This is a genomic window from Amycolatopsis sulphurea, from assembly GCF_002564045.1.
In the GTDB taxonomy this organism is placed as follows: Bacteria; Actinomycetota; Actinomycetes; order Mycobacteriales; family Pseudonocardiaceae; genus Amycolatopsis; species Amycolatopsis sulphurea.
In genome coordinates, this window is the sequence record NZ_PDJK01000002.1 from 4213553 (window position 1) to 4239797 (window position 26245).

The window sequence follows — 26245 nt, forward strand, 5'->3', positions numbered from 1 at the left end:
GCCCTTCACAGACTCAGAGTCCGTGAAGGGCCCCTTCACAGACTTCCGCGGGCTGCTATGTCTCGGCTGCGATGGTGGCCAGACCGCTCAAGAGCTATTCGATATGTCAGGCTGAATTTCGCCATACGCCGAGCGTGTGCGAGCAGAAGAGAGGGCCGAAGAATGAGTGTGCGAGTCCAGTCACCCCTGGTGGCACCGTCGATATCCGGGTTGTTCGTAGCAGATCACGGCGATCGGGCGGGGGCGAGCAGCCATGAGTGACTCTGCACGGCATTTCGACGTCGCGGTTGTCGGATGCGGTACGACCGGTCTGACGCTCGCCCATCTGCTGGCGTCGGCCGGTGTCCGCGTGGCGGTCATCGATCGGTGGCGGCTCCCCGTCTCGTTCCCGCGGGCGACACATCTCGATGACGAGACGATGCGTACTTTCCAGACACTCGGGCTCACCCACATGGAGCCGCGCTACATCGGTGTCGGGACGTACCGTTTTCTCGACCCCGAGGGCCGCGCGGTCATGGAGTTCGACATGCATCGGGGCAAGACGGAGCAAGGGTGGAACTCGGACTACATGTTCCATCAGCCGGACTGGGAGTCGGTGATGCGGGGATTCATCCAGGAATCAGATTCCGCATCCGCGTACTACGGATGGCAGGTTCTCGCCATCGAAGATGGCGACGATGTCGCGCACCTCCTCCTTCGTGACGCGTCGTCGGGTGCCGAGACGGGAATTTCGGCGAGCTATGTGGTCGGCTGTGACGGTGCGAATTCCGTGGTTCGCCCCGTCATGGGATCCGAGCACGTCGACTATGACGCGACTCATCGATCGCTGATCGTCGACATCGAGCCGTTCGTCACCTCACCGGGCCTGCCGCCGAACCTGGATACGTTCATTCAGGCCGGGCTGAGGAATCCGGTCACCTTTCTGTACCTGTCACGGGGGATGCTCCGGTTCGAATGGCTCCTCAGGCCGGAGGACGATACGCGGGAGTTCGAGCGATTGGACCGGATATACGGGTTTCTCGAACCCTGGTTCCGGCCGAGCGAGTATCGGATCGCTCGTGCGGACATGTATCAGTGGCGGGCCGTGGTCGCCGATCGCTGGCGGAGCCACCGGCTGTTCATCGCAGGCGATGCCGCCCATGAGATGCCGCCGCATCTCGGCCAGGGAATGTGCTCGGGGGTACGGGACGCCACGAACCTGGCGTGGAAGCTGCCGCTGGTCGTCCGGGGAGACGCGCCGCCGGAGCTGCTCGACACCTACGAAAGCGAGCGGAAGCCGCATATGACGGTGTTCGTCGAGACGGCCGCCAAAATGGCGAACCAGATCGAGGACATGGTCGAGGTCCCGGCCCACCTGGAGCCCCCACCGGTCGAAGAACGGGGCCCGCTGCGCCCCCTGATGGGCCCAGGCGTCTTCGCCGCCGGCGATCGTTGGGCGGGCACCCTGAGCGAGCAGCCCCGGTTCGCGGACGGCACTCTCCTGGACGACGTAGTGGGCTTCCGGTTCGCTCTCGTCGGAACTGACTCGGTGCTGGGTGGTGTGCTCGATACGGCGGGACCGAGTCTGCAGCGGCTCGGGATCCAGGTGGTCAGTGCCTCCTCCGACGAGTTCGCGGCATGGCTCTCGCGGCTCGGTGCGGGCGCGGTCCTGGTTCGGCCCGATCGCTACGTGTTCGGTACTGCGAACAGCCCGGCTGAGGTGCAAGCATTGATTTCGCGCCTCGAGGCGCTCATTCAGCGGAAACCGCAAGCCGCGCTCTTCGCCGACGTCGAGTCGGCCACCTGAAGTTGGCGCTGACCCAGCGGTGCCGACCGGGCTTGTCGCTGGATTCGATGCCTTTGCGGGCAATGCGCTGCGCGATTCTCCGGTGTCCGAGCGGGGAACGCTCGTAGGCCTTGGCCAGTGGGCGAGCGTGGTGCTCCGTGCGTGTTCGGCGCCGAAATCCGCGTCACGAGGGGAATCCCGCGACGGTCGGACAGGACATGGATCTTCGAGCCTGGTTTGCCGCGGTCGACCCGGCTCGGTTCGGTCAAAGCTCCCCTTTTTCGGACCTGACGGATGCTCCGTCGAGGACCGCGCTGGACCAGTCGATCATCCCTTGGTTACCCGGTTCGTCGAGCACCGCCCGGCCTCGGTCCACTCCGTGGATGTCCGGTGCGCGACCGGCACGGTCACCCCGACCGCAACGGCAACGAATCCACCACAACCAGGATCATCGTTCACCGGCAACCGATCACCATGGAAGATACGCTTTGGGCACTCAGGCAAGTTAGGCCTGCTACCTCACCGAGCACGGTCAGGTAGCAGGCCCAACTCTGGTCCGAGGGAGCATCTCTTCCGGCGCCGCGCCGGCCGGGTCGTAACGCCGTATGCGGGCCGGATCGCCGAAGACGAAGCGATCCCGCCCGCATATGGCGGAGAGCCGGAATTCAGAAGGTAATGACGAGCCGTCCGCGGAGGCCGCCGGCATCCATGCGCTCGTAGGCCTCCTGGGCGCGTTCCGGCGGATAAGTGCCCGCAATTCGCGGTACCAAGCGCCCGGCGGCCGCCTCGGCGGAAATCAGCTCCAGCCAGTCGGTATTGGGTAGCGCCGTGGTCACCCTCACGGGCAAGACGCGAACACCGCGCTCCGGGCCGGCGCCGTTGTCCCAGCCGCGGACGACGGCGATCCCACCGCCGTCGCGAACCGCCGGTAGTGCTGCGCGGGTCAACAACGCGGTGTCGAAAACCGCGTCGACGCCCTCGGGGACCAGTCGCCGCACCTCGGCGGCGAAGCCGCCGCCGCGCGAAACCACCTGATCGGCGCCGAAGCCGGCCACCAGTGCCTCATCTTCGGGCTTCGCATCCGCGATGACCACCAGGCCCTGACGTTTGGCCAGCGGGATGGCGTAGGACGCCAATTGTCCCGCACCACCCGTCACCGCGAGCGTCGCGCCCGGCGGTAGGTCGAGCAGACGCAGTCCCTCGAGTGCGGTGAGCCCGTTCATGGGCAGGGCCGAGGCCGCTATCGGAGCGAGCCCGTCCGGGATGGGCACGACGGAAGAGGCCGGGACGACGACAAGCTCCGCCTGACCGCCGCCCTCGGGCAGACGCGCGTTGATCGCGGCCATCACCGCGTCCCCGGCCGAAAGCCGGTCGACGTCAGGACCGATCGACTCGACAGTCCCCGCCGCGTCCATTCCCGGAGTGAGCGATGACTGTGGTCCGGCGGGGGCGAATGTCCGCCACATGAGGGTGTCGATCGGATTGACCGCTGCCGCGCCGACGCGGAGCCGGATCTCTCCTGGACCGGCCGCGCGGACCTCCCTGTCCTGCACGGTGATGGGACCGCCGGCCTCGTGGATGGTGACTCCGCGCATCTGTGCTGCCTTTCGCTGTCTCGCGTTTTCGACCTGCTTGCCGCAAAAGTGGTCTAGCGCAAGGCGTCTACGTCGATGATGCGGGTGGGACCGGCGCCCTTGCGGCCCACCCGGTTGCGCAGGACGCCGATCCCTTCGGCTTCGAGCTCGACCACGCACCCCTCGGTGATCCAGCGGTCCATCTCGGCGCCGCAGCCTCGCCCGACCGTCCCGCTCCCGAGCAGGTCGCCGGGCCGCAAGGTCTCCTCCTGGCTGGTCCATTCGATGATTTCCTCGAAAGAGAAGTGCATCGCACCGAGCACGCCGCTCGACCACACCTCGCCGTCGATCCTGGCTTCCAGGTGGGCGTTGTCGCGGTCGAACTCGTCGGGCGTGACAATGCAAGGCCCGATGGAGCTCCCGAAATCCTTGCAGATGCCCGGACCGGTGCCGACGCTCATCTCCCTGGCCTGGAGATCGCGCGCGCTCCAGTCGTTGTACAGGGTGTACCCGAGGATGTGCCGCCCCGCGTCCTCGGCCGAGATGCGTCGCCCGGGGGTCCCGATCACCGCGCAGATCTCGAGCTCATAGTCGAGTTTGTCGGTATAGGCCGGCCACGGCACCGTGTCGTCCGGACCGTAGATCTCGTCGACGTTGCCCTTGTAGTGCGCCGGGATGTTGTACCACTCGTCGGCGATCGAGTCGATCAACCCGGCCGCGACACAGTTGCGGAGATGCTCTTCGACGACGAGATAGTCACGCAGGCTGTTGGGCCGGGGCAGCGGTGACACCAGCTGCACATCACCGGCCGGGTGGATGATCACCTCATCACCGTTGTGTTCGTCGCCGGCTGCGACCACGTGCTCGGTGGCCGCACGCGCGATCTCGATGGCAGGGTCTCCGGCCCGGATCAGCGTGAGCAGCTCCGAGCCGCCGTCGGAGGAGCTGCCGGCGAGCGGCTCGCCCCCGCGCGCCGCGATGGCATGGTCGATGTCGACCACCACACCGTCTCCCAGAACCCCGGCACGCAGCACGGGCCGGCCCGGCCGATTGGCCGCAAAGGTCACGAATTTCATGCCCACCTCGCGGGACTGAGTGATCATTCAGAATGGATTACCGGGGGTGATCGGTTTCGCGGTCACCGGAACCCGCGGCGAGCCTGCGCTTCGCCTCGTCATAAAGCTCCGCTGGAAGCGGACCCCGTGACGCGATCTCGGCGTTGCTCATGAAATGCGCAAGGCTGCTCGTGCCGACGATGGCACTCGACAACGCCGGATGGCTGAGCGTGAAACGCAGAAGGAACTCATGGCGGCTCATGTCACCAGGAATGATGTCGTCGAGCCCCGCCGCATTCCAGAGGTCCTTTGCCGGTGCTTTGGCGCCGCTCAGGCTCAGGGGCTCGACGCTCCAGCTCTTGTCGTCCGACGCGGTCCCGCGGGCCGTCCCGCCCCGGATGAGGATGCCCGCACCGGCCTGTGCCGCCCGCACGATGTAGGGCTCGTGCTCGTCCTGGACCGCGGAATAAGGGATCTGGAAGACGTCGAAGACGCCCATGGCGATGTGATCCGGAAGGTGGGGGAGAACGCCCGACATCCCGATGAACTGGACTTTGCCTTCAGCACGGAGCTTCTCCAGTTCCTCGATCGTGCCATCCGACTCCAGTTGCGTCCTCGCCGGAGACATATGCACCTGGAGCAGGTTCAGGTGGTCGGTCCGAAGGCGGCCGAGACTCTGCTCGACACCTGTCCGGATGCGGTCCGCGGTGTAGTCGTGCGCGGCGGCCACGGCCGGCGGATCCCAGCCGGGCTCGATCGTGAGCGGGCAACCGCATTTGGAGGCCAGGAAGAACTCGTCACGCCGGGAGCCGAGATACCGGCCGAGGAGCTCTTCGCTACGGCCATAGTCGGCCGAAGTGTCGATGAGGCTGACCCCGGCGTCGAGCACCTCGTTCAGGAGCCGCCCCGCGTCCTCGTCGCTGATCGCCGGCCCTCCTATGGCATCCGGCCCACGCAGTTCCATGGAGCCGTACCCGAGGATGGACACCTCGACGCCGGTGCGCCCGAGGACTCTGGTGGGGATCGTCATTGAGTATCTCCGTTCTCGGGTGTGTCGGCGCGATCCGCACCGCGGTGGGTGGCAGCTCTTCAACCAGGTGGACCGGCGTCGGCGGCGGGCTGTCAGCGCGCACGACGCGCGAGCGGTTGCACGGCCTCAGTATCGACGTCACCCGAATCGATCGACTACGTCCTGACGAGACCAAGAATCATGAGATCGGCTGTCTCGTCAAGACAAGGGCGTCCCCGCGGTGCGGGGCAGGATGTCGGCAAAGTCTGTGAGGGGCCATGCGCAGACCGCTGAGGTCCGTGGAGGTCTGTGAAGGGCCCCTCACAGACCCGGGACAGGTCTGGCGCACAGCGCGAGGTGGTCGCGCGTCGAATACCTCCGCATCGTCCGTTGCCGGGCGTGATCGACGACGATGGCAGGTGTCGTCGATGACGACGCGGCAGCCGCGGCTCTCTGCTGATCACGGGTCCTCGACCGACTTTGCCGGGCCTCTGGCGGTGTGGGGGAGCGACCCCAGGCCCAGTATTCGCCGCAAAGTACCTGGCGCCGGCGGCGTCCCCCGGGCACCGAGAAGGTCGTGGTGTCGTGCGGCCACGATCTCTTCGAGGACGTCGATGACGGCGCGCACGCGGTCGAGCCGGGCCAGTTCGCGGGGGACGGCGAGCCAGTAGCTGCGGCTGAAGGTGAGGTCGTGGGAGAGCACCGGCACCAGGCGCCGGTCCTGGCTGCCGAGGTAACGGGGAAGCAGGGCTATCCCGAGTCCGGCGACGGCCGCCTGCCAGTGCCCGGTGACGCTGTTGGCCTGGATCGAAACCCGCTGATCGGGGAGCAATTCGTTGAGCAGGCGCAAGGGAGCGATGTCGAGGAGATCGTCGACGTACCAGATCAGGGTCTGGTCGCGCAGGTCCCTGCGCCGCTCGACGGGCCCATTCTCCGCCAAGTAGGACCGGCTGGCGTAGAAGCCGAGGATGTAGTCGGTGAGCTTGCAGTACAAGGCGTGCCGTCTTCGCGGTTCTTCGAGGGTGACCGCGACGTCGAACTCGCGCATGCCCAACGGGACGGTGCGGGTCGACGTGACGATCTGCACGTCGAGATGAGGATGCCGCGCTCGCAGCGGCCCCAGTCCCGGTGCGAGCAGGAAGGCGCCGAACGCGTCGGGCGTGGCGATGCGGATGGTGCCGTCGAGCTGCCCGGCGCCGGCCGCACCGAGTCCCGAAGCGGCGGTGACCGCGGCTTCGACGGCCTCGGCGTGCGGCAGGAGCCGGTGGCCGGCCTCGGTGAGGGTCCAGCCGGAGGGGTTGCGGTCGAAGAGCCGGTGGCCGAGAGCTCGTTCGAGCCTGCCGACCTGGCGGCCGACCGTCGTGTGGTCGACCCCGAGGGCGTCGGCCGCGACGGTGAGCCGCCCCCGCTTCGCCACCTGCAGGAAATAGCGGAGACCGTCGGCGGATGTCATGGCCCGACCCTACAAGGCATGTGTGCAGATTCGCACACATGCCTGCGCGATTGGTCCTTGCCTGTGCGTTTCTGCGGAGCGACGCTCGTAGCCGAACGCACTGCGACCTCGCGAAGGAGTCTCACCGTTGAGCAAGCGCATCACCCACTGGGTTGGCGGCAAACCGTGGACCGGTCCGGCTCATCGCCGGGGAGAGGTGTTCGATCCCGCGCTCGGCACGGTCACCGCCCACGTCGATCTGGCTTCCGTCGAAGAGGTGGATGCGGCCGTGGCCGTCGCGGCCGCCGCGTTCACGACGTGGCGGTCTTCGACGCTCGCCAAACGCACGCAGGTCTTGTTCGACTTCCGCACGATTCTCCAGCACCGTCGCGACGAACTGGCCGCCGTGATCACGGCGGAGCACGGCAAGGTGCTCGACGACGCCGCCGGGGAGATCGCCCGCGGGCTCGAAGTCGTCGAGTACGCCTGCGGCCTGTCCGCACAACTGAAAGGCGGGTTCTCGGAATCGGTCTCGACCAACGTCGACGTCACCGCGATTCGGCAGCCGGTCGGGGTGTGCGCGGTGATCACCCCGTTCAACTTTCCCGCGATGGTGCCGCTGTGGTTCACGCCGATCGCCATCGCCTGCGGGAACAGTGTGGTGCTCAAGCCGAGTGAGAAGGTCCCCTCGGCCGCGCGGCTGCTGGCCGAGTGCTGGGCGGAAGCGGGGCTTCCCGACGGGGTGTTCAACGTGGTCAACGGAGACGCGGTCGCGGTGAATCGCCTGCTGGAGCATCCCGAGGTAGCCGCGGTCAGCTTCGTGGGCTCGACGCCGGTCGCCCGGCACGTCTACGAGACGGGTACCCGCAACGGCAAGCGGGTGCAGGCGCTCGGCGGCGCGAAGAACCACATGGTGGTGCTGCCCGACGCGGACCTCGAAGGCGCCGCGGACGCGGCCGTGTCCGCCGGGTTCGGTTCGGCCGGGGAACGGTGCATGGCGGTGTCGGTGATCGTCGCCGTCGACTCCGTGGGAGACGCGCTGGTCCCGCGCATCACCGAGCGGATGGCGGCGCTGCGGTACGGCGACGGCCGGCGCCGCTGCGACATGGGCCCGCTGGTGACCCGCGCCCACCGCGATCGTGTCGCCTCCTATCTCGACGCCGGGGTCGAGGCCGGTGCCAAGCTCGTCGTCGACGGCAGGCAAGGGCGGCCCGACGGCGAGGACGACGGCTTCTGGCTGGGCCCGAGCCTGTTCGACGAGGTCCCCACCGAGTCCTCGATCTACCGGGACGAGATCTTCGGGCCGGTCCTGAGCATCGTCCGGGTGCCGACGTTCGACGCCGCGCTCGACCTGGTCAACGCCAGCCCGTACGGCAACGGCGCGGCCCTGTTCACCGAGCACGGCGGCCTCGCCCGGCGTTTCCAGAACGAGGTACAGGCCGGCATGGTCGGCATCAACGTGCCGATCCCGGTGCCGGCCGCCGCCTACTCGTTCGGCGGGTGGAAGGCTTCGCTGTTCGGCGACACCCACGCCTATGGCGACGAGGGCGTGCGCTTTTACACCCGCGGCAAGGTCGTCACCAGTCGCTGGCCGCAACGCTCGGCACCCCGGGCCGGCGTCGATCTCAGCTTCCCGGGCCACGGGTGAGTCCGATGACCGACACTGCTTCCGTTGCCCTGCCCCGAATCCTCCGCATCGGCGGTGGCTGCTCGATGGAGCTGGCCGAGGTGCTGGAGTCAGCCGGGCTCGCCCGTCCCCTGATCATCACCGACCCGTTCCTGGCCACCCAGCCGTTCCTGGCCAGGATCACCGCCCGGCTGACCGAAGCCGGGATCGAGGCCGAGGTGTTCTCCGAGGTGCGCCCCGACCCGACCACCGACTCCATCGACCTCGGCGCGCGCGCGCTGCGCCGGGGCGAGTTCGACTGTGTCGTCGGTATCGGCGGCGGCAGCCCGATGGACACGGCGAAGGCGGTGGCGTTGCTGGGATCGCGCGGCGGCGTCATGCGCGACTACAAGGCACCAGCCATCACCGACGCGCCGACGCTGCCAGTCATCGCCATCCCGACCACGGCCGGATCGGGATCGGAATGCACCCGCTTCACGATCATCACCGACAGCGCCACCAATGAGAAGATGCTCTGCGCCGGCCTGGCTTTCCTGCCCGCCATCGCCTTGATCGACTACACGCTCACGATGCAGATGCCGTCCCGTCTCACCGCCGACACCGGCGTGGATGCCCTCGTGCACTCGGTCGAGGCATACGTCAGCCGCAAAGCCAATCCGTTCACCGACGCCCTCGCGCTTACCGCCATGCGGACGCTGTTCGCCAACCTGCGTACCAGCTATGCCGAGCCGGCCAATGAGCAGGCGCGTGCGCAGATGATGATCGCCGCGACGCAGGCCGGTATGGCGTTTTCGAACTCCAGCGTCGCACTTGTGCACGGGATGAGCCGCCCGATCGGCGCGCACTTTCACGTCGCGCATGGCCTGTCCAATGCCATGCTGATGCCGACCATAACCGCGTACTCGGTGGAGGCCGCCCCCGACCGCTACGCCACCTGCGCACGCACGATCGGGGTGGCGAGCGCGGACCTGACCGACAGCCAGGCCGCACAACGACTGGTGACCGCGTTGCACGACCTCAACGCCGACCTGGAGGTCCCCGGACCACGCCAGTACGGCATCCCCGAGGACAGCTGGCGGGAATCGATTCCGGTCATGGCGAAACAGGCCAAGGCCTCGGGTTCGCCGGACAACAACCCTCGCCTGGCCTCGATCGCCGAGATCGAGGATCTCTACCGGTCGCTCTGGAAATGACCGCGGGTACGCGGCCAGGGCCCCGGCAATGCTGGTCGAGGACCCGTGATCAGCAGAGAGAGCCGTGGCTGCCGCGTTATCATCGACGGCGCCTGCGCTCTCGATCTATTGCGCCCGGCAACGGACGATGCGGAGGTATTCGAGGCGCGACCACCTCGCGCTGTGCGCCAGACCTGTCCCGGGTCTGTGAAGGGGCCCTTCACAGACTCAGAGTCCGTGAAGGGCCCCTTCACAGACCTCCGGGGTCTTCACACCGACTTGCCGACACGCTGGGGTACGCGGCCCTGTCCTGGCTCGCCATGAACGGGGTGCTGGCTCTTTCCCGGCCTATCGTCGATGCTCGTTCCGACGACTTGCCCGGCCCCGACCCGTATCGAATACCGCCCGATCAGGAGTGAGAGCGATGGCCCACGAACCCGAGGTGATCACGAGGACCGGAGTGCACGGCCCCGCGGCCTACGACCTCGTGATCCACCATGCGCACGTCTTCGACGGCCACAAGGTCCACACCGGGTTACGCGATGTCGCCATCAATGGTGGAGAGATCGCCGCCGTCTCGGCAGAACCACTGAGCGGCACGAAGGAGGTCGACGCGGCCGAAGCCTGGGTGCTGCCAGGCCTGATCGACACGCACCTGCACTTCTACGATGTCCGTGCGGTGTCCGATCCGGAATCGATGCGAGCGTTCGAGGAGAACGAGCTTCCCGGACGGCTTGATTTGTTCCTTCAGCACGGGGTCACCACCATCAAGTCGGTGGGCGATCCGACCGGGGGAATACTGGAGACGCGCGCCAAGATCGCCGCGGGCACGCTACGGGGTCCCCGGCTGCTGGCGACCGGTTGCGGCATCACCGTACGCGACGGGCATCCCGCGTCCACCATCTTCAGCGGCAATGCCTGGGCACGTGCCCGATTCACCGGCGAGATCGGCAGCGTGCAGCAGATGCGTGATCTGGTGCATCATCTGGCCGACCGGAAGGTCGATGCGATCAAACTCCTGTCGGAAGGCGCGTGCGCGTCCCACGGCTCACCGAAGTATGTCTGGCAAAACGCCGCTTTTCCGGATCCAGTCGAGCTTGTGCGGTTACCCCTCGATTTCCTTCGGGCGGGCATCGAAACCGGGCACGAGCGAGGCCTCAGGGTGACCGTTCACACGGCCCAGCAGGACGCGGCACGGGAAGCGCTCGAGGCCGGCGCGGACGGCCTGGAGCATGGTGTCACCGTCGAACCGATCACCGATCACGCGCTGATCGATCTGATGCTCGAGCGCGACGTCAGCTACACACCAACGCTCTGGATTCACGACGCGATCCATCCGGACGCTCGCGGCAACGTCAAGAAGGTCGCCGATGCCGGGGTGAGCATCGCCCTGGGCAGCGACACCTTCTGTGGCCCGGGCCGGTTCGGGGCGAACACGCTGGAAGAGGCCGAGCTGATGGTCGCGGCGGGGATGACGCCCATCCAGTCACTTGTCGCAGGCACCAGCGGCGCGGCGCGGCAGTGCGTCCGCCCCGACCTCGGCACGGTGGCACCCGGCAAGCGCGCCGACCTGATCATGCTGGCCGCCGATCCCACCCAGGACATCGGCAACCTCCGCGAACTCAGCATGACGATCCTGAATGGCGAGATCGTCGTCGACAGGCACCACAAAGAGTGAACGATCGGCTGACTGCTCAGGCCCCAGGGTGTCGGCAAAGTCGGTGTGGAGGGCCCTGCGCAGCTGCGGAGGGCTGTGAAGGGCCCCTTCACGGACTCTGAGTCCGTCAGGGGCACCCTCACGGACCCGAAACCGGTCGGGCAGCCACGGCTCTCTCTGCTGATCACGGGCCTTCGGCCAACTTTGCCGGGGGCCCTGGCTCAGCCCGTTGGCCGTCCCGGGTTTCCTGCAGGCTCTTTGCCGGCGCTCCGGCGCTGGTGCGCCGGGCCGGCTGCCATCGAGGAGTCAAGATCCGTCACGTCGTGCTGCCGTAGCAGCGCAGCGGATCGCCGCGAGCAAAACTGGTGTCGGTCGGTGGCTGATCGCTGGTCGCGACACGCTACTCGCCGCTGTTTCACCGGTGTGGCAAGCCAAACTGGCCCTGCCCCCTGGTGATGCAGTGCTCCTTGGGGCAGATCGGGCGGCTGTCGTCCGGGAGACCGGCACCGAACGGCAGCCGTCTTCAGCGCCACCCTCACATCGTGACGCAGGCCGACCAGATGGGGCTGTAGACATCGAACACCCGGAGGATTCGCAGTCATGGCGGCACCTCGGATGTATCCCGACGAGTCGGTGTGAACGGCGTCTCGGCAGGCAGCTGAGGCCAGACGGGACCCGCGCCGGTCGGCCGGGCGGTCAAGTGGATCGCCGACCAGTTCGGGGTACATCCGGAAGTGTCGCGGATGTGGGTGAAGCAGGCCGAGGCCGAGGAGGGGGGCCTCGGCGGAAGCGGCGAAGCAGATCCTGAAGTCAGCGGCGTCTTTCCTCGCCGCGGGACCGTCCATCGCGATGAAGGTCGAATTCGTGGCGCACAATGGAAGGAACACGGTATCCAGCCGGGGAGGGTGCCACGGATTCGCGGACCCGCGAATCGTAATGCGGCGGTCACGCTGGTGGAAGTTGCGCCCGGATGGTGACGCCCGGGCGTGCGGACTGGCGCCGCGGAATGCGTGGGTACGAGTGATCTCTTACGAGTGGTCTTCTTCTGACCGGGGCGGTTCTGTACCGGGCGAGGGCTACGGTGGGAGGTGCTGCATGATCGGGGGAGTAAGCCGATGACTGCTGTGAATACCGGGCGAGCGTGTCCGTTCCGCCACGATGACGCTCTGGAGCCCGATCCGTTCATGACGCGGATGCGGACCGAGGCGCCGGTGGCTCGGGTGCACATGCCGTACGGAATGGGTCCGTGCTGGCTGGTGACACGCTACGCCGACGTGCAAACCGTGACTTCCGACCGGCGCTTCAGCCGGGCCGCGCTCGTAGGCCGGGACTTCCCGCGCATCACCCCGGCTCCGATCGCGCAATCAGAGGCGATCAACCTGATGGACCCACCGGCGCTCAACAGGGTGCGCCGGCTGGTCGTCAAAGCGTTCACCACTGCGCAGGTCGAGGCGTTGCGCCCGTGGACCCAGCGCACCACGGACCGGCTGCTGGACAACATGGTCCAGCGCGGCGCGCCTGCCGATGTCGCCGCACACCTGGCCGGCGAACTGCCCGTGATGACGATCAGCCAGATGATGGACGTACCGGCGGCGGACCGGTCGCAGTTGCGGCGCTGGGCCATGGCCATGATGTCGATGAGCGCCGAGGACACGTCTTCCGCGGCCGACGCCAAGACCGCGCTACGCACCTATTTCACCGAGCTGACCGCCGCGCGACGCCGCAACCCCGGCGACGATCTGATCAGTGCGCTGGCGACCGCGAGGATCGGCGAGGACGCCCTCGGCGCCGACGAACTGGCTGTGCTGGCGATGCTGCTGGTGGTGACCGGGCACGACACCACCACCTACAACATCAGCAACATCGTCTACACGCTGCTGACTCATCCCGCCCATCTGGCGCACCTGCGAACGCGGCCCAGCCTGCTGCCTCAGGCACTGGAGGAGCTGCTGCGCTACATCCCCTTCCGGCAAGGGGTCGGCATTCCCCGGGTTGCCTTGGTGGACGTGGAACTCGGCGGCCAGGTCATCAAGGCGGGCGACATCGTGCACGTGTCGTATCTGACCGCCAACCGGGACGAGCTCGCCTATGAGCGGCCCGACGAGCTGGACTTCGAGCGGCAGGCGCCCGCTGGGCACATGACGTTCGGCTACGGCAGCCATCACTGTCTGGGATCCCACCTGGCCCGCATGGTCCTGCAGGTGTCCATCGGTACGCTGCTCAGCCGTTTCCCGAAGCTGCGCCTGGCCGTGCCACAAGACGAGGTGCAGTGGAACACCGTGTCCATCTGGCGCTACCCGCTGGCCCTGCCAGTGACCTGGTAGGGGCGGACATGGCCACGTTGTGCCGGCCGGCCATCGCCGTGCCCGAATACGTCATCACCCAGGAGCAGACCCTTGACCTGGCGCGGGAGCTGCACGCGGGCCACCCCCAGCTGGACCTTGCACTACGCCTGATCGCCAACACCGGAGTGCGGACCCGCCACCTGGTACAGCCCATCGAAGACACCCTCCGCCACCCCGGCTTGACCTCGCGCAACGCCCGATACGAGGCGGAAGCCAAAGCCCGGGTACCTGAGGCCGCGTACCGCGCCCTGGCCCACGCGGACCTCGCCCCCTGCGACATCGACATGATCATCTATGTCTCCTGCACCGGCTTCATGATGCCCTCGCTGACCGCATGGCTCATCAACACCATGGGTTTCCGGCCGCAGACTCGGCAACTGCCGATCGCCCAGCTCGGCTGCGCCGCCGGCGGCGCAGCCATCAACCGCGCCCACGATTTCTGTACCGCCTACCCGCAGGCAAATGTGCTGATCCTGTGCTGTGAATTCTGCTCACTGTGCTACCAGCCGACCGACCTGGCAGTGGGCAACCTGCTGTCCAACGGCCTTTTCGGGGATGCCATCGCCGCCGCGGTGGTCCGCGGCCAGAGCTGCCGAGGTATCCGGCTGGACCACAACGGCTCCCACCTGGTACCCGGCACCGAACAATGGATCTCCTACACGGTCCGCGAGACCGGCTTCCACTTCATGCTCGACAAGCGAGTACCCGGCACCATGGCCGACCTCGCCCCCGCCTTGCGGGAGATGGCCGGATTGCGCGGCCAGGATATCTCCAGGCTCGCCTTTTACATCATCCACGCAGGCGGGCCCAGAATTCTGGACGACTTGTGCACGTACCTGAAACTCCCACCGGCGATGTTCCGCTATAGCCGGGCTACCCTCACCGAGCGCGGCAACATCGCGAGTGCCGTGATCTTCGACGCCCTCGACCGCTTCTTCGACGCCGAAAGCGTCGACCACGCCGACCAGGGAATCATTGCCGGCTTCGGTCCGGGCATCACCGCCGAAATCACCCTCGGCACGTGGAACGCGACCGGAGAACCAGTCATTCCGGTTCAAGCACGCGAAACGACTCAACACGTAGGAAATCCAGCGCAAACGAACAAACCGCAACGCGCGCACGATGCCCTCCCGGCACCTTTAAGAAGATGAGTAGGGGATAGGGCGCGTCTGGAAATTCTTTGCTCCAAGTGTCCACGGCATCGCAAAGAGGACCGCTGATCGGTAGACGATGGCGAGCTTGTCGTCACGAGTGGCCAAGCCCGCCATTGCTTGAATAGGGTGAACCGGCGTTCGACAACGATGGTGTACGAGGCGCTCTGATCAGTGAGGCTTTCCGGGTAAGCATCTGTGACGCTGGGTGACAGCCTGGGTGTGGTCGTTGCTGGCGGTGGTGACACGCCGAAGTTGTTGTGGTGCAACGTAAAGACGCGGAACCTCGGTATGAATTTGGTCCTACCACAGATCAACTTCATAGAGGTTCCGCGCCTGATGAGTGTGTCATACACCGCGACCTTGCCGGTACGCGACCAGACCGTGCTGTACCTGTCGAGCCTGTTGCACGCCGAACGGGTGCGGCGCGGTACCCGCAAAGATCGCCGGGTTCTGACGACGTTCAAGCAGGCGGTCTTGGTGCTGCGCTGGTTTCTCGACGGCACTCGCGTCAAGCAGCTCGCCGTCGACAACGCGATCGGCAAGTCCACCGTGTACACCTATCTCGAGGAGGGGTTCACGGTGCTCGCCGCCCAGGCACCCGCGCTCGAGTCAGCGTTACTGGCGGCGAAAATGGCCGGGCACAGCCACATTTCCATCGACGGCACCCTGATCGAGACCGACCGGGTCCGCACCCCCGGACCCACCGACGGGGTGGACCTGTGGTGGTCGGGCAAACACTCCAATCATGGCGGCAACATCCAGGTCATCACCGCCCCCGACGGCTGGCCCCTGTGGACCTCCGACGTGCGGCCGGGCCGCGAGCACGACACCACCGCACTGCGCGAACACCCCGAGATCCTGCCCGCCCTGGCCACCTGGATCGCCGAGAACACGCCCGCCCTGGGCGACCTGGGCTACGAAGGTGAAGCCGACACCATCACCGTCGCGTTCAAAAAACCGAAAGGCGGCGAACTCACCAAGGAACAGAAGACCCACAACAAAGCCCACAACGGGAAACGAGCGATCGGCGAACGCGGAAACTCCTTGCTGAAGACCACGTTCAAGGCGCTGCTCAACATCAGCCTCTGTCCATGGAAGATCGGCACCATCGTCGCAGCCGCCCTCGTCATCCTCCACATCGAGCACGACCGCACAACATGATCACCCACAGCGACCAACCGTTACCCGGAAAAGCTCACTGAGGAGCAAATGCAGTCGATCGGTCTCTGAGATAGGGAAACCGAATGGAATTCCGGAAACTGCGAGACTCTTGATACGCTAGGTCAAGCTCGCGGACATGACGAAGGCGGCCCTTGCGTGGCAAGGACCGCCTTCGTATTTTCGTTACAGCGCAGACACCTTCCGGACCCAGCCGCAGCCAGTGAGGTAGAAGTTGCCTCCCGCGTCGATTGCGAGCTGGTTGAGATTCTTCAGCTCGGCCAGCACAGTCGGACCGCCGCCGCATTCTTACTGATAATCGTGGTGCCCGACGCCGGCGACCGGCCGCAGTCCGCGGGCGGCGCGGCCGGTGTGGCGAAGCTCGGGGAGCTTCGGGAGCAGCGTTTCCATGATCTTTGTCCGGGGTATGGGTTATAAGGCCCCGGGGGACCCTTGTGGTCACGGCTTTACGCTGGGTTTGCAGATCTCCCGGATGAGATCCGCAGCAGCCGTGATCGCGGCTGGACTACGCATGCACCGAGTAGTGCGCATCACTGGCGGCGCGCTGTACGTGCCGAGAAATGCGTCCGTGCAGGTCAAGGGTCATCGGCGGGTGACCGCTCGCGGTCCGGCATGATCGCGTCTCGTGCTGGTTCGCTTCGTCTATCTTGCCGTTGTCCATGTGTTCGCGGTGTTGCGGCTACTGTCGATGGGCGACCGCGAGAAGGCCGTTGAGATCGTCGCCCTGCGCCACCAACTGACCATCTTGCAACGACAGCTCGGTGGCCAGTGCCCGCGACTTCGGCCCGAGGACAGGATGTTCCTCTCGATGTTGCTGGTGCCGCTGGCCCGTGGGGTGTTGCGTCGGCTCCGGCTTGTGGTCAGCCCGGACACGGTGCTGCGTTGGCATCGCGACCTGGTGAAACACCGTCACGCCCGCGTGAGCGTGAACCGGGGGCCTGGGCGTCCGCGTACTCTCGCCTCGGTCCGTCGCCTCGTCCTCCGCCTGGCGGCCGAGAACCCCTCGTGGGGCTACCGGCGCATCCACGGCGAACTCGCCCTGCTCGGTGTCAAGGTCGCTGCCTCCACCGTGTGGGAGATCCTCAAGACCGACGGTGTCGATCCGGCCCGGCAACGGGCGACGGTCAGGTGGGCGGACTTCCTGCGGTCCCAGGCCGAGGCGATCCTGGCGATGGATTTCGTCGAGGCCGTCACCCTGGCTGGGCAGCGGCAGTACATACTCGCTGCCGTCCACCACGCTGGCCGGCGGGTCCGCATTCTCGGTACCACCGCGCACCCCACCCATGCCTGGGTGACGCAAGCTGTCCGCAATCTGCTCATGGACCTGGCGGATGCCGGGCACGTTGCGAAGGTCAGGTTCCTCATCCGCGACCGCGATGCCAAGTACCCCGCGTTGATCGATGAGATCCTCCGCGACGCCAAGATCGCCACTGTGCGCACCGGTGTCCGGATGCCTCGCATGAACGCGATCATGGAACGCTGGGTGAAGACGCTGCGGGGCCGAACTGCTGGACCGCACGCTGATCTGGAACGAGACTCACCTCAGGCATGCGCTTCGTGAGTACGAACGGCACTACAACCAGCATCGAACCCACCGATCGCTGGCCGCCGCGGCACCCCTGCGAGCCCGGCCCCAGGCACTTGAACCCGACCGGATCGAACGCCTCGTGATACGCCGGCATGACCGCCTCGGCGGAGTCCTCCACGAGTACGGACATGCCGTTTGACATGCATGGATGTAATTTCGGCACCCGCAATCTCGCGGTCCAGGACGCCGACCGGGGGCGTCTGGGGTCGCAGTGGAAAGAGCACGATCTGGCCTTCACCCAGTTCGACGGTTCCCCGTTGCACCCCGCGCACGTGACCGACGTGTTCTACGAGCTGTCCCGCCAGGCCGGGTTGCCGCCGATCCGGCTGCATGACCTGCGTCACGGTGCGGCGACGTTGGCGTTGGCGGCGGGGGTGGAGATGAAGGTGGTGCAGCGGATGCTGCGGCATTCCTCGATCACCGTGACCTCGGACATCTACACCACCGTGTTGCCTCAGGTCGCGTTCGCGGCAGCCGAGGCGACGGCGGCGATCATCCCGCGGCAGTCGGCGAGAAGTCTCGGGCTCGCCTCGGGCTCGCCAACGACCACAATGGACAGTCCAGAAACGGAAGAAATGAGTCCAGATAACACAAATCCCCAGGCCGAAGAGCCTTCGAACCTGGGGAGTGAGGGTGCGCCATCAGGGACTCGAACCCCGAACCCGCTGGTTAAGAGTCCACGGTTTGACCTGTCGGATGGTGTCGAGTGATGTCAGACAAGACCTTTTCGTCTGGTCGAGGGGCGTCCGTGGTGTCGTGCTGTGTCGGCTGCTGTTGTCGTGTGCTGGAGGTCTCGGGCTCGCCTCGGGCTCGCAAATGCCGGGTGCTCGGCGTGATCCGGTCGTGTCTGCAGTGAGCGTCATGGTTGGGTGTCGTGGTCGGGCTGACGTTCCTGTTCGGGCGCTGGCCCTCCGGCTGGGGGTACCGGGCTGGGTGGCGCCGCTGGTGGCGCCTGCAGTGGATCTGTCGGTGGTCGGTCTGCTGATCGCCATCCGGTACCTGTCGTTGCGGGGCGCTCCCGCTGAGGTGATTCGGCCGGCTCGGCGGCTGCTGTTGGCCTCGAGTGTGGTGACGTTGGCATTGAACGTTGCCGAGCCTCTGATCGTCGGTGAGGTGGCGAAGGCGTTGTTCGATGCGGTGGGTCCGTTGTTGCTGATCGGCTGGTCGGAGGTGGGACCGGTCCTGCTGCAGGCGCTGGCCGCTGTACCAGTGGCCGGTCGTCCGGCCGGTGTTGCCCAGACCGCCGACTCAGACAGTGCTGTGGTGACGCAGGCAGCAGGTGTGGACGTTGAGTTGCTGGAGCGGGCACGGCATGAGGATCGGCGGCATCGTGAGCTGTATCTGCTTCTGGTCTCTGCTGAGTGGCTCCGCGAGGCGCTGAGAGTGGGCGCAGAGCAGTCTCGCGATCTGGTCAAGCGGGCGCGCGCAGAGCGCGGTATCTCCGTGTAGCGACAGATGCTAGGCCGGTGGTCACAGACCGTCGACGCATACAGTCGCGCGAACATTTGTTCGATCCGGCGGTTCGTCGATTGCATCCCTATAGTCGATCTTGGTTTGTTCAAAACCGGGGGGATTCCGCGCTCGCGTCAGGTGCGCGGCAGAATGGTGTTCGCACCGGCCTGGAGATAGGGAGTGATCTCGTTGACTGACCCGCCAGAGCTGGCATTGGACGATCTCGCCGGTGAAGCGGCAGTGCTGCGGATCTACCGTCAGGTCTTCGCGGTGCTCGCCCGCGAGGCGGGAGCAATGATCGTGGATCCCATCACGATCGATGTCGATGAATCGATCTTGGAAGCCTTCGCTGAGGCGGGCAGCGAAGGCTTGACGGTGGAACAGACTGTTGCCGAATGTCGACGATGGGATGCTCCGATCGTGAGGCGGCGGTTCGACGTTTTGCGCGACTACGGTGCGATCAGCCGGGTCAATAATCGGCCGAATGAGCTCTACCACCGGGCCGCGTTCGCGCCCTATATAATGCTGTTATTCTTGCGGCGCATGGCGGAGCAGGGCGGCCAGTCGGAACTGCACCAGCTGCTGACCTTGGAGCAGTTGAACGTCAAGAGCGCCAACGCCACAGCAGTCGTCGGTGTGGCCTCGGTGCGCCGGTTGACCAAGATGTTTCGGTTGCTGGGTAATGAACTGGCCATTTTGGCGGCGGGCAGCACGGCCGAGACGCTCGGCGAGAACGCTCAACTCCTGTGGGGCAACGAGTCGCTGATTGACCAGGCCAAGGACGTCCACGCAGTCGTGCTCGACAGGTGGCACGAACTCGATCGCGACTGCGCAAAGCTCAGGGTCTCGCTCGCCGCGTACGCGGACGCGATCGACGCGGCGGCCGGCCGCCTGATCGCGCAAGCCGGCACCACTCGCGCGTTGGGGCTGCTTCCGGTAGAGGCGTGGCGTACCTTCGGCCGCGAGTCGAGCCCGGAGGTGCTGGCCGCGGTGCTCGACCGGTTCGTCTTCGACGCCCCGGCGCCGTGGTTCTCACCGCAAGCGCTGATCGAGGCAGTGGAAGCGGGACGCCAGATCAACACTGCACGGGTTCCGCCTCCTCGATCGGATGACGCCGAGCCAGCGCCAGAGGCTGACACCGGTTTCGCCGACGACGTGGAGGAACTCAGGACCATCGCGGAGCGGTTGCTGGCGGACTCGGACTCGGTGAGCATTGTCGATGTACTGGATGACGCCGGTGACTGGATGTCGGCACGTCGCGTGCTCTCCGAGGTCACCGCCATCCATCACCACCCTGACCTCGACTACGAACTCGCGTGGCGCGACGGCGTACGTATCGAGGTCGCCGCCACCCCGACATGGACCTCACACGGACATTTCCGGCGCAGCATCCGGGCGGGGGGAGACGCGGGGTGAACGAGGCTGAAACGGCACTGTGGTGGGCGCGTGTCCGCGCCGCTGGCCCGCAATGCGTGTCACCGAACAGCACTTTCCCCGCGGGAATGCTGCGCCTGGTCGAGCCCGACGTCACGGCGGTGTGGCTGCTGACAGTGGTTCCCGAGGGCGCGAGACCCAGCGTATCGGAAGAGTTGGGACTACCTGCGCTTACCGTTGAAAAGCCCAATGACACCGCGCGCGTGCTCGCCGCGTGCCTGCGCTGCTGCTGGGCGGAACCGACCGGACCGATTTGGCCAGGAATGCCCGCGTCCAAGGATGAGGTTGCCGCGGTGTTCGGGGAGATCACCAACCGGGACGAGGCCGCTTCCAACCGAGCCTTGCTCGAGGCGATCCGGCGCCTGGCTGGCGCCGCCTGGCTGCTGTGGGACGAACCAGGCCAGACGGTGAGCCTCGGTCCGCGAGTCGCCGCATGGGGATCAGCGGATCTGAGCACCTTACGCGAGCTGTGGCGGATGCTGCCCTCTTTCGCCGAAATCGGCCGCAGCGACGCCGGAGGGCTACGATGACCAGCGCGAACGTGGCACATCCGGTGTTCGAACCGATCCTCGCCGAGCTGAGTGAACACCACCGCGACGAAGTCCTCGCCGCATTCGCGGCGGTAGAACACAGTGCCCACCCGGTGCCCGAGGTGCAGATGCTGGCATTGCGGGATGCCACACTACGCCGGGACCTCCAGCGGCTGCTACATCCAGTGGGACGGACGCTGGTCCCGGTGGGCGGTGCGCACTGGACGTCGGGGTACCGCGACGACATTGCCGCCGAACTGACTGCCGCGGGCTGGAACGCCCTCCCGGTCATCGATCGAGCTGTGCTTGTACTGGTGTTGATCCACTCGGTCGCGATTCCCCGTAGCCAGGGAATACTGTCCGGCGACTCCTGGATCTCCGCGCAACCGACGCCAGCCGATGAGCTTCTTCGCCACGCGCGGCTAGGAAAAGGTGATATTCGCGCGGCTCTGCAGAGGTTGCGTGCTGCTGGACTCGTACAGCTCGCGCCCACTCGTGGCCGGGGCTCCGTCGGCGGGGCCGCCTACGTGCCCGGTTCCCAACTTCACCGGCTGACACCCGTGGCGCGTCGCGCGCTGCAGCAAGAGTTGATTCTGGCTGCCGCACCGCACAGCCCACTAGCTGCCGCGATACGAGCACGCCGCGCGCATCCCCGAGGAGAACAGTGAGCACAGCCCGAACCTGGTCTGCGGCGGGCGGCGATTCTGGCCCGTTCGACGTCGTCGGCGAGCGGGTGCTGGTCGGCATCCAAGTGGTCGACATCTCTCGGTTGTCCACGCACCCAGTACCGATGGTCAGCCAGGGACTGGTCACAGTCGCGGGCCAAGGCCCGAAGGACTCCAACGGTGCCGGGAAGTCCTCATTGATTGCCGCGGTGAGCTTGCTGCACGCAGATGAGCAATGGCGACTGGCCAGTGGGGCGGCCGGGGCTGCGGAGCTGCTGTTCACCGCCGAACTCGCCGCGCAAGAAGGTCGCTGGTCCAACGTCGACTGGGGGTACGTCATCGGCGTGTTCGCCGACCCCCGCGCCGGCACAACCGACGAGCTGTCAGCCAGCGCCCTGACGGTGTGGCTGCGGATTAACCGCAAGGCATCACACGTACACCTGCGCTGGAAGGACGGGCTCTACGTCCCCTACGGGGCGACCGAGTCCGAACGCGCCGCCGGAGTCGACACGTTGTGGGATCGTCTCCCGACCAGCAACGGACGTACCGACTTCCACGCGAACCGGCTCGCGTCCGTCCTGTACGGCAGCCACGTGCGGTGCGTGTCATTCCTGTCAACCTCGGTGCGTTCCAGCCCAGCGGCCAACCTGCTCGCACAACCTCTCAACGACCTGGCCCCCCGACGGATCTTCGACGCCATCGCCACGTTGACCGGGCTGGATCGCGAACTCGAACAAGAGCAGGCCCTCCGGTCGACGGAGTACACCCACCGCACCGACGTCCTCAATGCCGACGGAGATCTCAAAAGCTGGGAACACGAAATGGCGGTCGTTGAGGCCGGCATTGCCCTGCGCGGCGAAGCTCGCCACCTATTGGACGATGCGAACGCGTCGTGGCGAGCCCGCTGCGCCCGACGCTTCCTCGACGCAGTCGCCCGCATCGACGAGATCCGCCTTGACCTCAGCGCGCTGGAGCACCACACCACGGGCCTGAAGGCACAGCTGTCCACCGTGGAAGACGACCTTTCAGGGTTGACCGACGATGAGGAGTTTGATCGCAACTTCCGCGAAGTCGAAGGACGCTGGAACACACTCAGCGCGCGTGACCAGCACCTGGACACTCAACATCAGATCGCCGCCAAAGAGCTGGAGGGCCTCGGCGTGAAACATCGGGACCTCTCGGCCAAATCTCGCGCTGCCGACGGACGCAACGTCGAGACCGCGCAGGCTGAGGAAGCCGACGCTCACGCAGCCGTGGAACGGGCTCTCGGATCCAGGGGAGTCGCCGAAGAGGCCGAGAACCAAGCGAGTAGGCGGCTGGCCGCCGCCGAATCCGGTGAGGACGTTGCCGCGGACGAGCTGCAGGCGTTGCGCGAGGCGGGGATCCCTGCCGCCACATTGTTGGACGTCGTCCAACTTGACCCCGACCAGCGACACATTTGGGAACCCCGCCTCGTTCCCTATCGCGATGCCGTCGTGATCCCACGCGGGCACGCAGGCCAAGCTCAGGAGAAACTGGCGGGGCGGCCAGGATCGGCGACGCTCGTCGTCGCCGATCCGCCTCGAACGCACGCGCCCACCCAGAGCACCAGCCTGCCGGCGAGCGCCGATATGAGGTTCGACCTCACCACGTTCTTGACCACGATCCTCGAGCGGACTGGCGCTCAACCTGCGGAGGTCGACGTGGCCGCCGGCGTGATCGTCGTGGCCGAGTTCGCCGAACCGCTCACCGGCCGGGCCGCGCGCATCGCCGCAGCCCGCGCTGAACATCGCGCGAAAGCTGGTCTTCTTACCGAAGCCAACCAGCTTCTCGCTGCGGCCCGGCGCAAGCTGTCCCGAGCCAAAACCCGTACCGAAGCAGCCATGGCCGGTGACGAAGCGAACGCGACCGAGCTGAAGATGTCGGAACTGCGAGGGGCCAACGAGGTGCGAGAGGAACAGCGCGAAAAGCTGAAGCCTTTACTGGACGCGGCCCGCGTGGCCTATACCGACGCGCTGGGCGCAGGGAAAGCACGCGAGGAACAGATCAAGAACCTGAATGGCGCCAAAAGTCGCCTTGAGGGTGAGCTGACCGCGCAGGACAAAACCAAGACGAAGCTCACCGACGAGCGGTCGGCTCTGGACCTTCCCGGCCGCGAAGCGGCCTGGGGGGACTCGCCCGGGGGCGCGCACCGGTTCCTGCTGGCCCTGCCTGCCGAGCAGCAGTCCCGCACTACCGCAGCGTGGAACGACGAGACCTGCTATCAAGTCAACGAGGTAGTGCGGCGGTGTTTCCCCGAGGGCACACCACACGACGAGATGCCCGCCGAGATCCGGGAACTGCTCATCGAACAACGATGGCAACGCGGCGGACTGGACACTCGAGCCGGACTGGTTCCTGCGCTCATCCGCGCGCTGCGTACCCATCTATCCCAGACCGAACAACACGACCTTTACCAGCAGCAGCAAATCGCCACCCAGCGTGCGCAGCGCACCGGTGACCTGGCGAAGGCACGGAAAGGCTTGAGCGAGGCCGAGCAGACCTCGCGTGCGCACCGGGCCTCGCTTGCTCTCGGAATCAAGGCGAGGCTCAAGAAAGTCAGCGAAGAATTCGACCGCCTCGACCAGCGGTACGGCGGCTACGGGGCGAGCCTGGACTACCCGGAACCCGAGCCACCCGCAGAGCCTGATCGGCCGTGGCGGTGGACCGTCACACCCAAGTGGCGGCGCGCCGAGGGACAACGGATGTCGGGCTACAACCTTCGTAGCAACACCGCCCAAATGGACGAGAAGGCCGTCAAGTTGGTGTGTGCCGCCGCGCTTGCTGGAGGAGGTAGTCGGCCCTTGCTGCTCGTTCTCGATGAACTCGGCCGCAACCTCGGCAAGCAGCATCGCCGTGAGGCGGTTGCGCTGTTCGAGCAAATCGGGAAAGACCGCAACATCACCGTGATCGGTGCGTTACAGGACGACATGGAGCGCTACGCCATCGAGGCATCTGGGCTCTACATCAAACTCCGCCGCCGGTCCGACAGTATGGCCTACAACGAAGCACCTGTCATCGTCGGAGACGAAACCAACCGCGCCCGCGTCGAACTACTCCGTGAATGGTTGGCCTCCTATCGCCCTGTCACCGACATTGCCGACGATGAGTGCGGTAAGGACCATTCTGGCGACGGTGTGGCGTGACCGAAACTTTTCATCCAAAAGGGGAATTCCCCATGCCCGGCCACCCCGGTGTGCCAGAGGGACTCCGCGCCTACGCGCAGCCAACACACGCAGACGGCACATTCAACCACGACCGAGCCGGCCGCCCCAAAGTCCGGCGGGTACACCTGCGCGCGCACCCACCCACTTCACCGCAGCGGCCAGACGGTCTCGTCAACGACGCCGACTGGAACTGGGCCACCAGCGCGCCCAGACGATGGACCACCATCAGGAACAAACTCGATGATCGTGCTGATGACGTGGCGCTCGCCTTGGCCCGAGCAGGATGCGTTGACCTCGAACACGACTACCGATCAGGCACAATCTGCCATCCACCCCGAGGCTGGGCCCCTCACCCTGACCTGCGCGCAGCCCGGCAAGAGCAAAACAGCCAGCGCGCCGCTCGCCGGGCCGCTCAGGACGACGAGGTATGCCGTCTCGCTGCCGAGCTCGCCCACTATCCGGCCGCCGGGCCACTGGTAGCCATCCTCAAAGTACAACGGGACGGGCCCTACCGTGACCACGTCATCGACGCTGCCCGAGCCTTCCTCACCGACGACATCACGACCGGCACAAGCCGGGCCGCGCCGTGGGCCGCTGTGCGCTGGCTCAAGCGCGGAGCGAAGGCGGACTACAACAGGGACCACGAGCCGCTTGCTGAAGGTGGTCAGGGTGCGGTCTACAGCGGCGCGCACAAATACACCCGCATACCCATCGCGCTGAAGCAGCTCCGCTTCAGCGATGAAGACGCCCTACACCGCATGCGCCGCGAGATCTCCATCGGGCACCTCTACGGAGAGCACCCGAACGTCATGCCGGTCCTGGACTCCGATCCGGACGGGAGGTGGTTCGTCATGCCGCTCGCGAACGGCAGTGCCGCCAGCCACGTGGAACGCCTACAGCGAGAAACAGGAGCCCTCCGGGACCTCGTCACAGCGGTCTGCGAAGGACTGCGCTGCCCACACACCGACGACAGGATCCATCGCGACATTAAGCCAGCGAACGTCCTGCTCCTCAACGGCAAGTGGGTCGTAGCAGATTGGGGGCTAGGCCGACAGCCCCGGGGGGAAACCAGCATTCCGCGTCGGACTCGAACCGGCACCGGCTTCGGCTCCGAGGGATTCGCCGCACCGGAGCTGTCGTCCGGAAGCCCCCACAATGTTACGGCCGCCGCCGACATCTACAGCATCGGGCGTCTCATCGCAGCCATCCTAACCGGGGAACGACCGGAGCAGAATCTCCCACTGCTGCCCGCCAGCGGGCCATGGATAGCTGTAGTGGCGGAGGCAACTCACCACAAGCCAACCGACCGGCCACAAGACGTGGGCGAATTCCTCCGCCTGCTCAAGGACATCCCGTGACCGTTCCCGCGCCGTTCCCAGCGCTGCTAGGCACAGAAAGTTCTGGTCCACCTCAGCTGAAAGA

At 66.3% G+C, this 26245-nt stretch carries 19 protein-coding genes and 1 pseudogene; 15 read left to right on the forward strand and 5 right to left on the reverse strand.

All coding sequences use genetic code 11. The features are described from left to right. The first annotated feature begins 253 nt into the window (after positions 1 to 253). Complete coding sequence (locus ATK36_RS25495; protein ID WP_098513806.1) at positions 254 to 1786, forward strand: bifunctional 3-(3-hydroxy-phenyl)propionate/3-hydroxycinnamic acid hydroxylase; 1533 nt, start codon at positions 254 to 256, stop codon at positions 1784 to 1786. Between the two features lie 10 nt (positions 1787 to 1796). Here the strand turns inward: ATK36_RS25495 and ATK36_RS33860 are convergent. The 5 genes and pseudogenes from ATK36_RS33860 to ATK36_RS25515 all read right to left on the reverse strand — a co-directional run. Next, positions 1797 to 2179: pseudogene (locus ATK36_RS33860) on the reverse strand (transposase family protein); the annotation flags it as partial. Positions 2180 to 2430: 251 nt separating this feature from the next. After that, positions 2431 to 3360 (reverse strand): quinone oxidoreductase family protein, encoded by a 930-nt coding sequence (locus ATK36_RS25500; protein ID WP_098513807.1) that lies wholly within the window; start codon positions 3358 to 3360, stop codon positions 2431 to 2433. A 53-nt stretch (positions 3361 to 3413) separates the two neighbouring features. After that, entirely contained in the window at positions 3414 to 4442 is a 1029-nt protein-coding gene (locus tag ATK36_RS25505) for a fumarylacetoacetate hydrolase family protein (protein ID WP_211291952.1), read from the reverse strand. A 10-nt stretch (positions 4443 to 4452) separates the two neighbouring features. Next, a complete protein-coding gene (locus tag ATK36_RS25510; protein WP_098513808.1) occupies positions 4453 to 5424 on the reverse strand; it encodes an aldo/keto reductase in 972 nt (323 codons plus the stop codon). A 439-nt stretch (positions 5425 to 5863) separates the two neighbouring features. Further along, positions 5864 to 6856 (reverse strand): LysR family transcriptional regulator, encoded by a 993-nt coding sequence (locus ATK36_RS25515; protein ID WP_098513809.1) that lies wholly within the window; start codon positions 6854 to 6856, stop codon positions 5864 to 5866. A gap of 127 nt (positions 6857 to 6983) precedes the next feature. Here ATK36_RS25515 and ATK36_RS25520 point away from each other — a divergent pair, with 127 nt between their 5' ends. The 14 genes from ATK36_RS25520 (at position 6984) to ATK36_RS25585 (ending at position 26181) form a co-directional block, all read left to right on the forward strand. After that, positions 6984 to 8483: a CoA-acylating methylmalonate-semialdehyde dehydrogenase gene (locus tag ATK36_RS25520; RefSeq protein ID WP_098513810.1), complete on the forward strand. Its 1500-nt coding sequence runs from the start codon at positions 6984 to 6986 to the stop codon at positions 8481 to 8483. A gap of 5 nt (positions 8484 to 8488) precedes the next feature. Beyond that, positions 8489 to 9655: an iron-containing alcohol dehydrogenase gene (locus tag ATK36_RS25525; protein WP_098513811.1), complete on the forward strand. Its 1167-nt coding sequence runs from the start codon at positions 8489 to 8491 to the stop codon at positions 9653 to 9655. A 403-nt stretch (positions 9656 to 10058) separates the two neighbouring features. Next, the gene (locus ATK36_RS25530; protein ID WP_098513812.1) at positions 10059 to 11312 is read left to right on the forward strand and encodes an amidohydrolase family protein; all 1254 of its coding nucleotides are present in this window, start codon (positions 10059 to 10061) and stop codon (positions 11310 to 11312) included. Between the two features lie 1094 nt (positions 11313 to 12406). After that, positions 12407 to 13615: a cytochrome P450 gene (locus tag ATK36_RS25535; protein ID WP_098513813.1), complete on the forward strand. Its 1209-nt coding sequence runs from the start codon at positions 12407 to 12409 to the stop codon at positions 13613 to 13615. 8 nt (positions 13616 to 13623) lie between these two features. Then, entirely contained in the window at positions 13624 to 14787 is a 1164-nt protein-coding gene (locus ATK36_RS25540) for a type III polyketide synthase (protein ID WP_098513814.1), read from the forward strand. A gap of 339 nt (positions 14788 to 15126) precedes the next feature. Next, positions 15127 to 15951, forward strand: a complete 825-nt coding sequence (locus ATK36_RS25545; RefSeq protein ID WP_098510904.1) for an HARBI1 family protein — start codon at positions 15127 to 15129, stop codon at positions 15949 to 15951. A 643-nt stretch (positions 15952 to 16594) separates the two neighbouring features. Continuing rightward, positions 16595 to 17530, forward strand: a complete 936-nt coding sequence (locus tag ATK36_RS33865; RefSeq protein ID WP_245915151.1) for an integrase — start codon at positions 16595 to 16597, stop codon at positions 17528 to 17530. Positions 17531 to 17649: 119 nt separating this feature from the next. Beyond that, a complete protein-coding gene (locus ATK36_RS25555; RefSeq protein ID WP_098513815.1) occupies positions 17650 to 18267 on the forward strand; it encodes a tyrosine-type recombinase/integrase in 618 nt (205 codons plus the stop codon). 223 nt (positions 18268 to 18490) lie between these two features. Then, complete coding sequence (locus ATK36_RS25560; protein WP_342752059.1) at positions 18491 to 19006, forward strand: hypothetical protein; 516 nt, start codon at positions 18491 to 18493, stop codon at positions 19004 to 19006. A 183-nt stretch (positions 19007 to 19189) separates the two neighbouring features. Beyond that, positions 19190 to 20425 (forward strand): hypothetical protein, encoded by a 1236-nt coding sequence (locus ATK36_RS25565; protein ID WP_245915153.1) that lies wholly within the window; start codon positions 19190 to 19192, stop codon positions 20423 to 20425. After that, positions 20422 to 20973, forward strand: coding sequence for a hypothetical protein (locus tag ATK36_RS25570; RefSeq protein ID WP_098513816.1), 552 nt, complete (start codon positions 20422 to 20424; stop codon positions 20971 to 20973). Before ATK36_RS25565 ends, ATK36_RS25570 begins: the two co-directional genes overlap by 4 nt. A gap of 11 nt (positions 20974 to 20984) precedes the next feature. Further along, on the forward strand, positions 20985 to 21641 hold the full coding sequence (locus ATK36_RS25575) for a hypothetical protein (protein WP_245915155.1): 657 nt from the start codon (positions 20985 to 20987) through the stop codon (positions 21639 to 21641). Then, positions 21638 to 24802 (forward strand): coiled-coil domain-containing protein, encoded by a 3165-nt coding sequence (locus ATK36_RS25580; protein WP_098513818.1) that lies wholly within the window; start codon positions 21638 to 21640, stop codon positions 24800 to 24802. The genes ATK36_RS25575 and ATK36_RS25580 overlap by 4 nt, the downstream gene beginning before the upstream one ends. Further along, positions 24799 to 26181, forward strand: a complete 1383-nt coding sequence (locus ATK36_RS25585; RefSeq protein ID WP_141544535.1) for a serine/threonine-protein kinase — start codon at positions 24799 to 24801, stop codon at positions 26179 to 26181. Before ATK36_RS25580 ends, ATK36_RS25585 begins: the two co-directional genes overlap by 4 nt. The last annotated feature ends 64 nt before the right edge of the window (positions 26182 to 26245 follow it).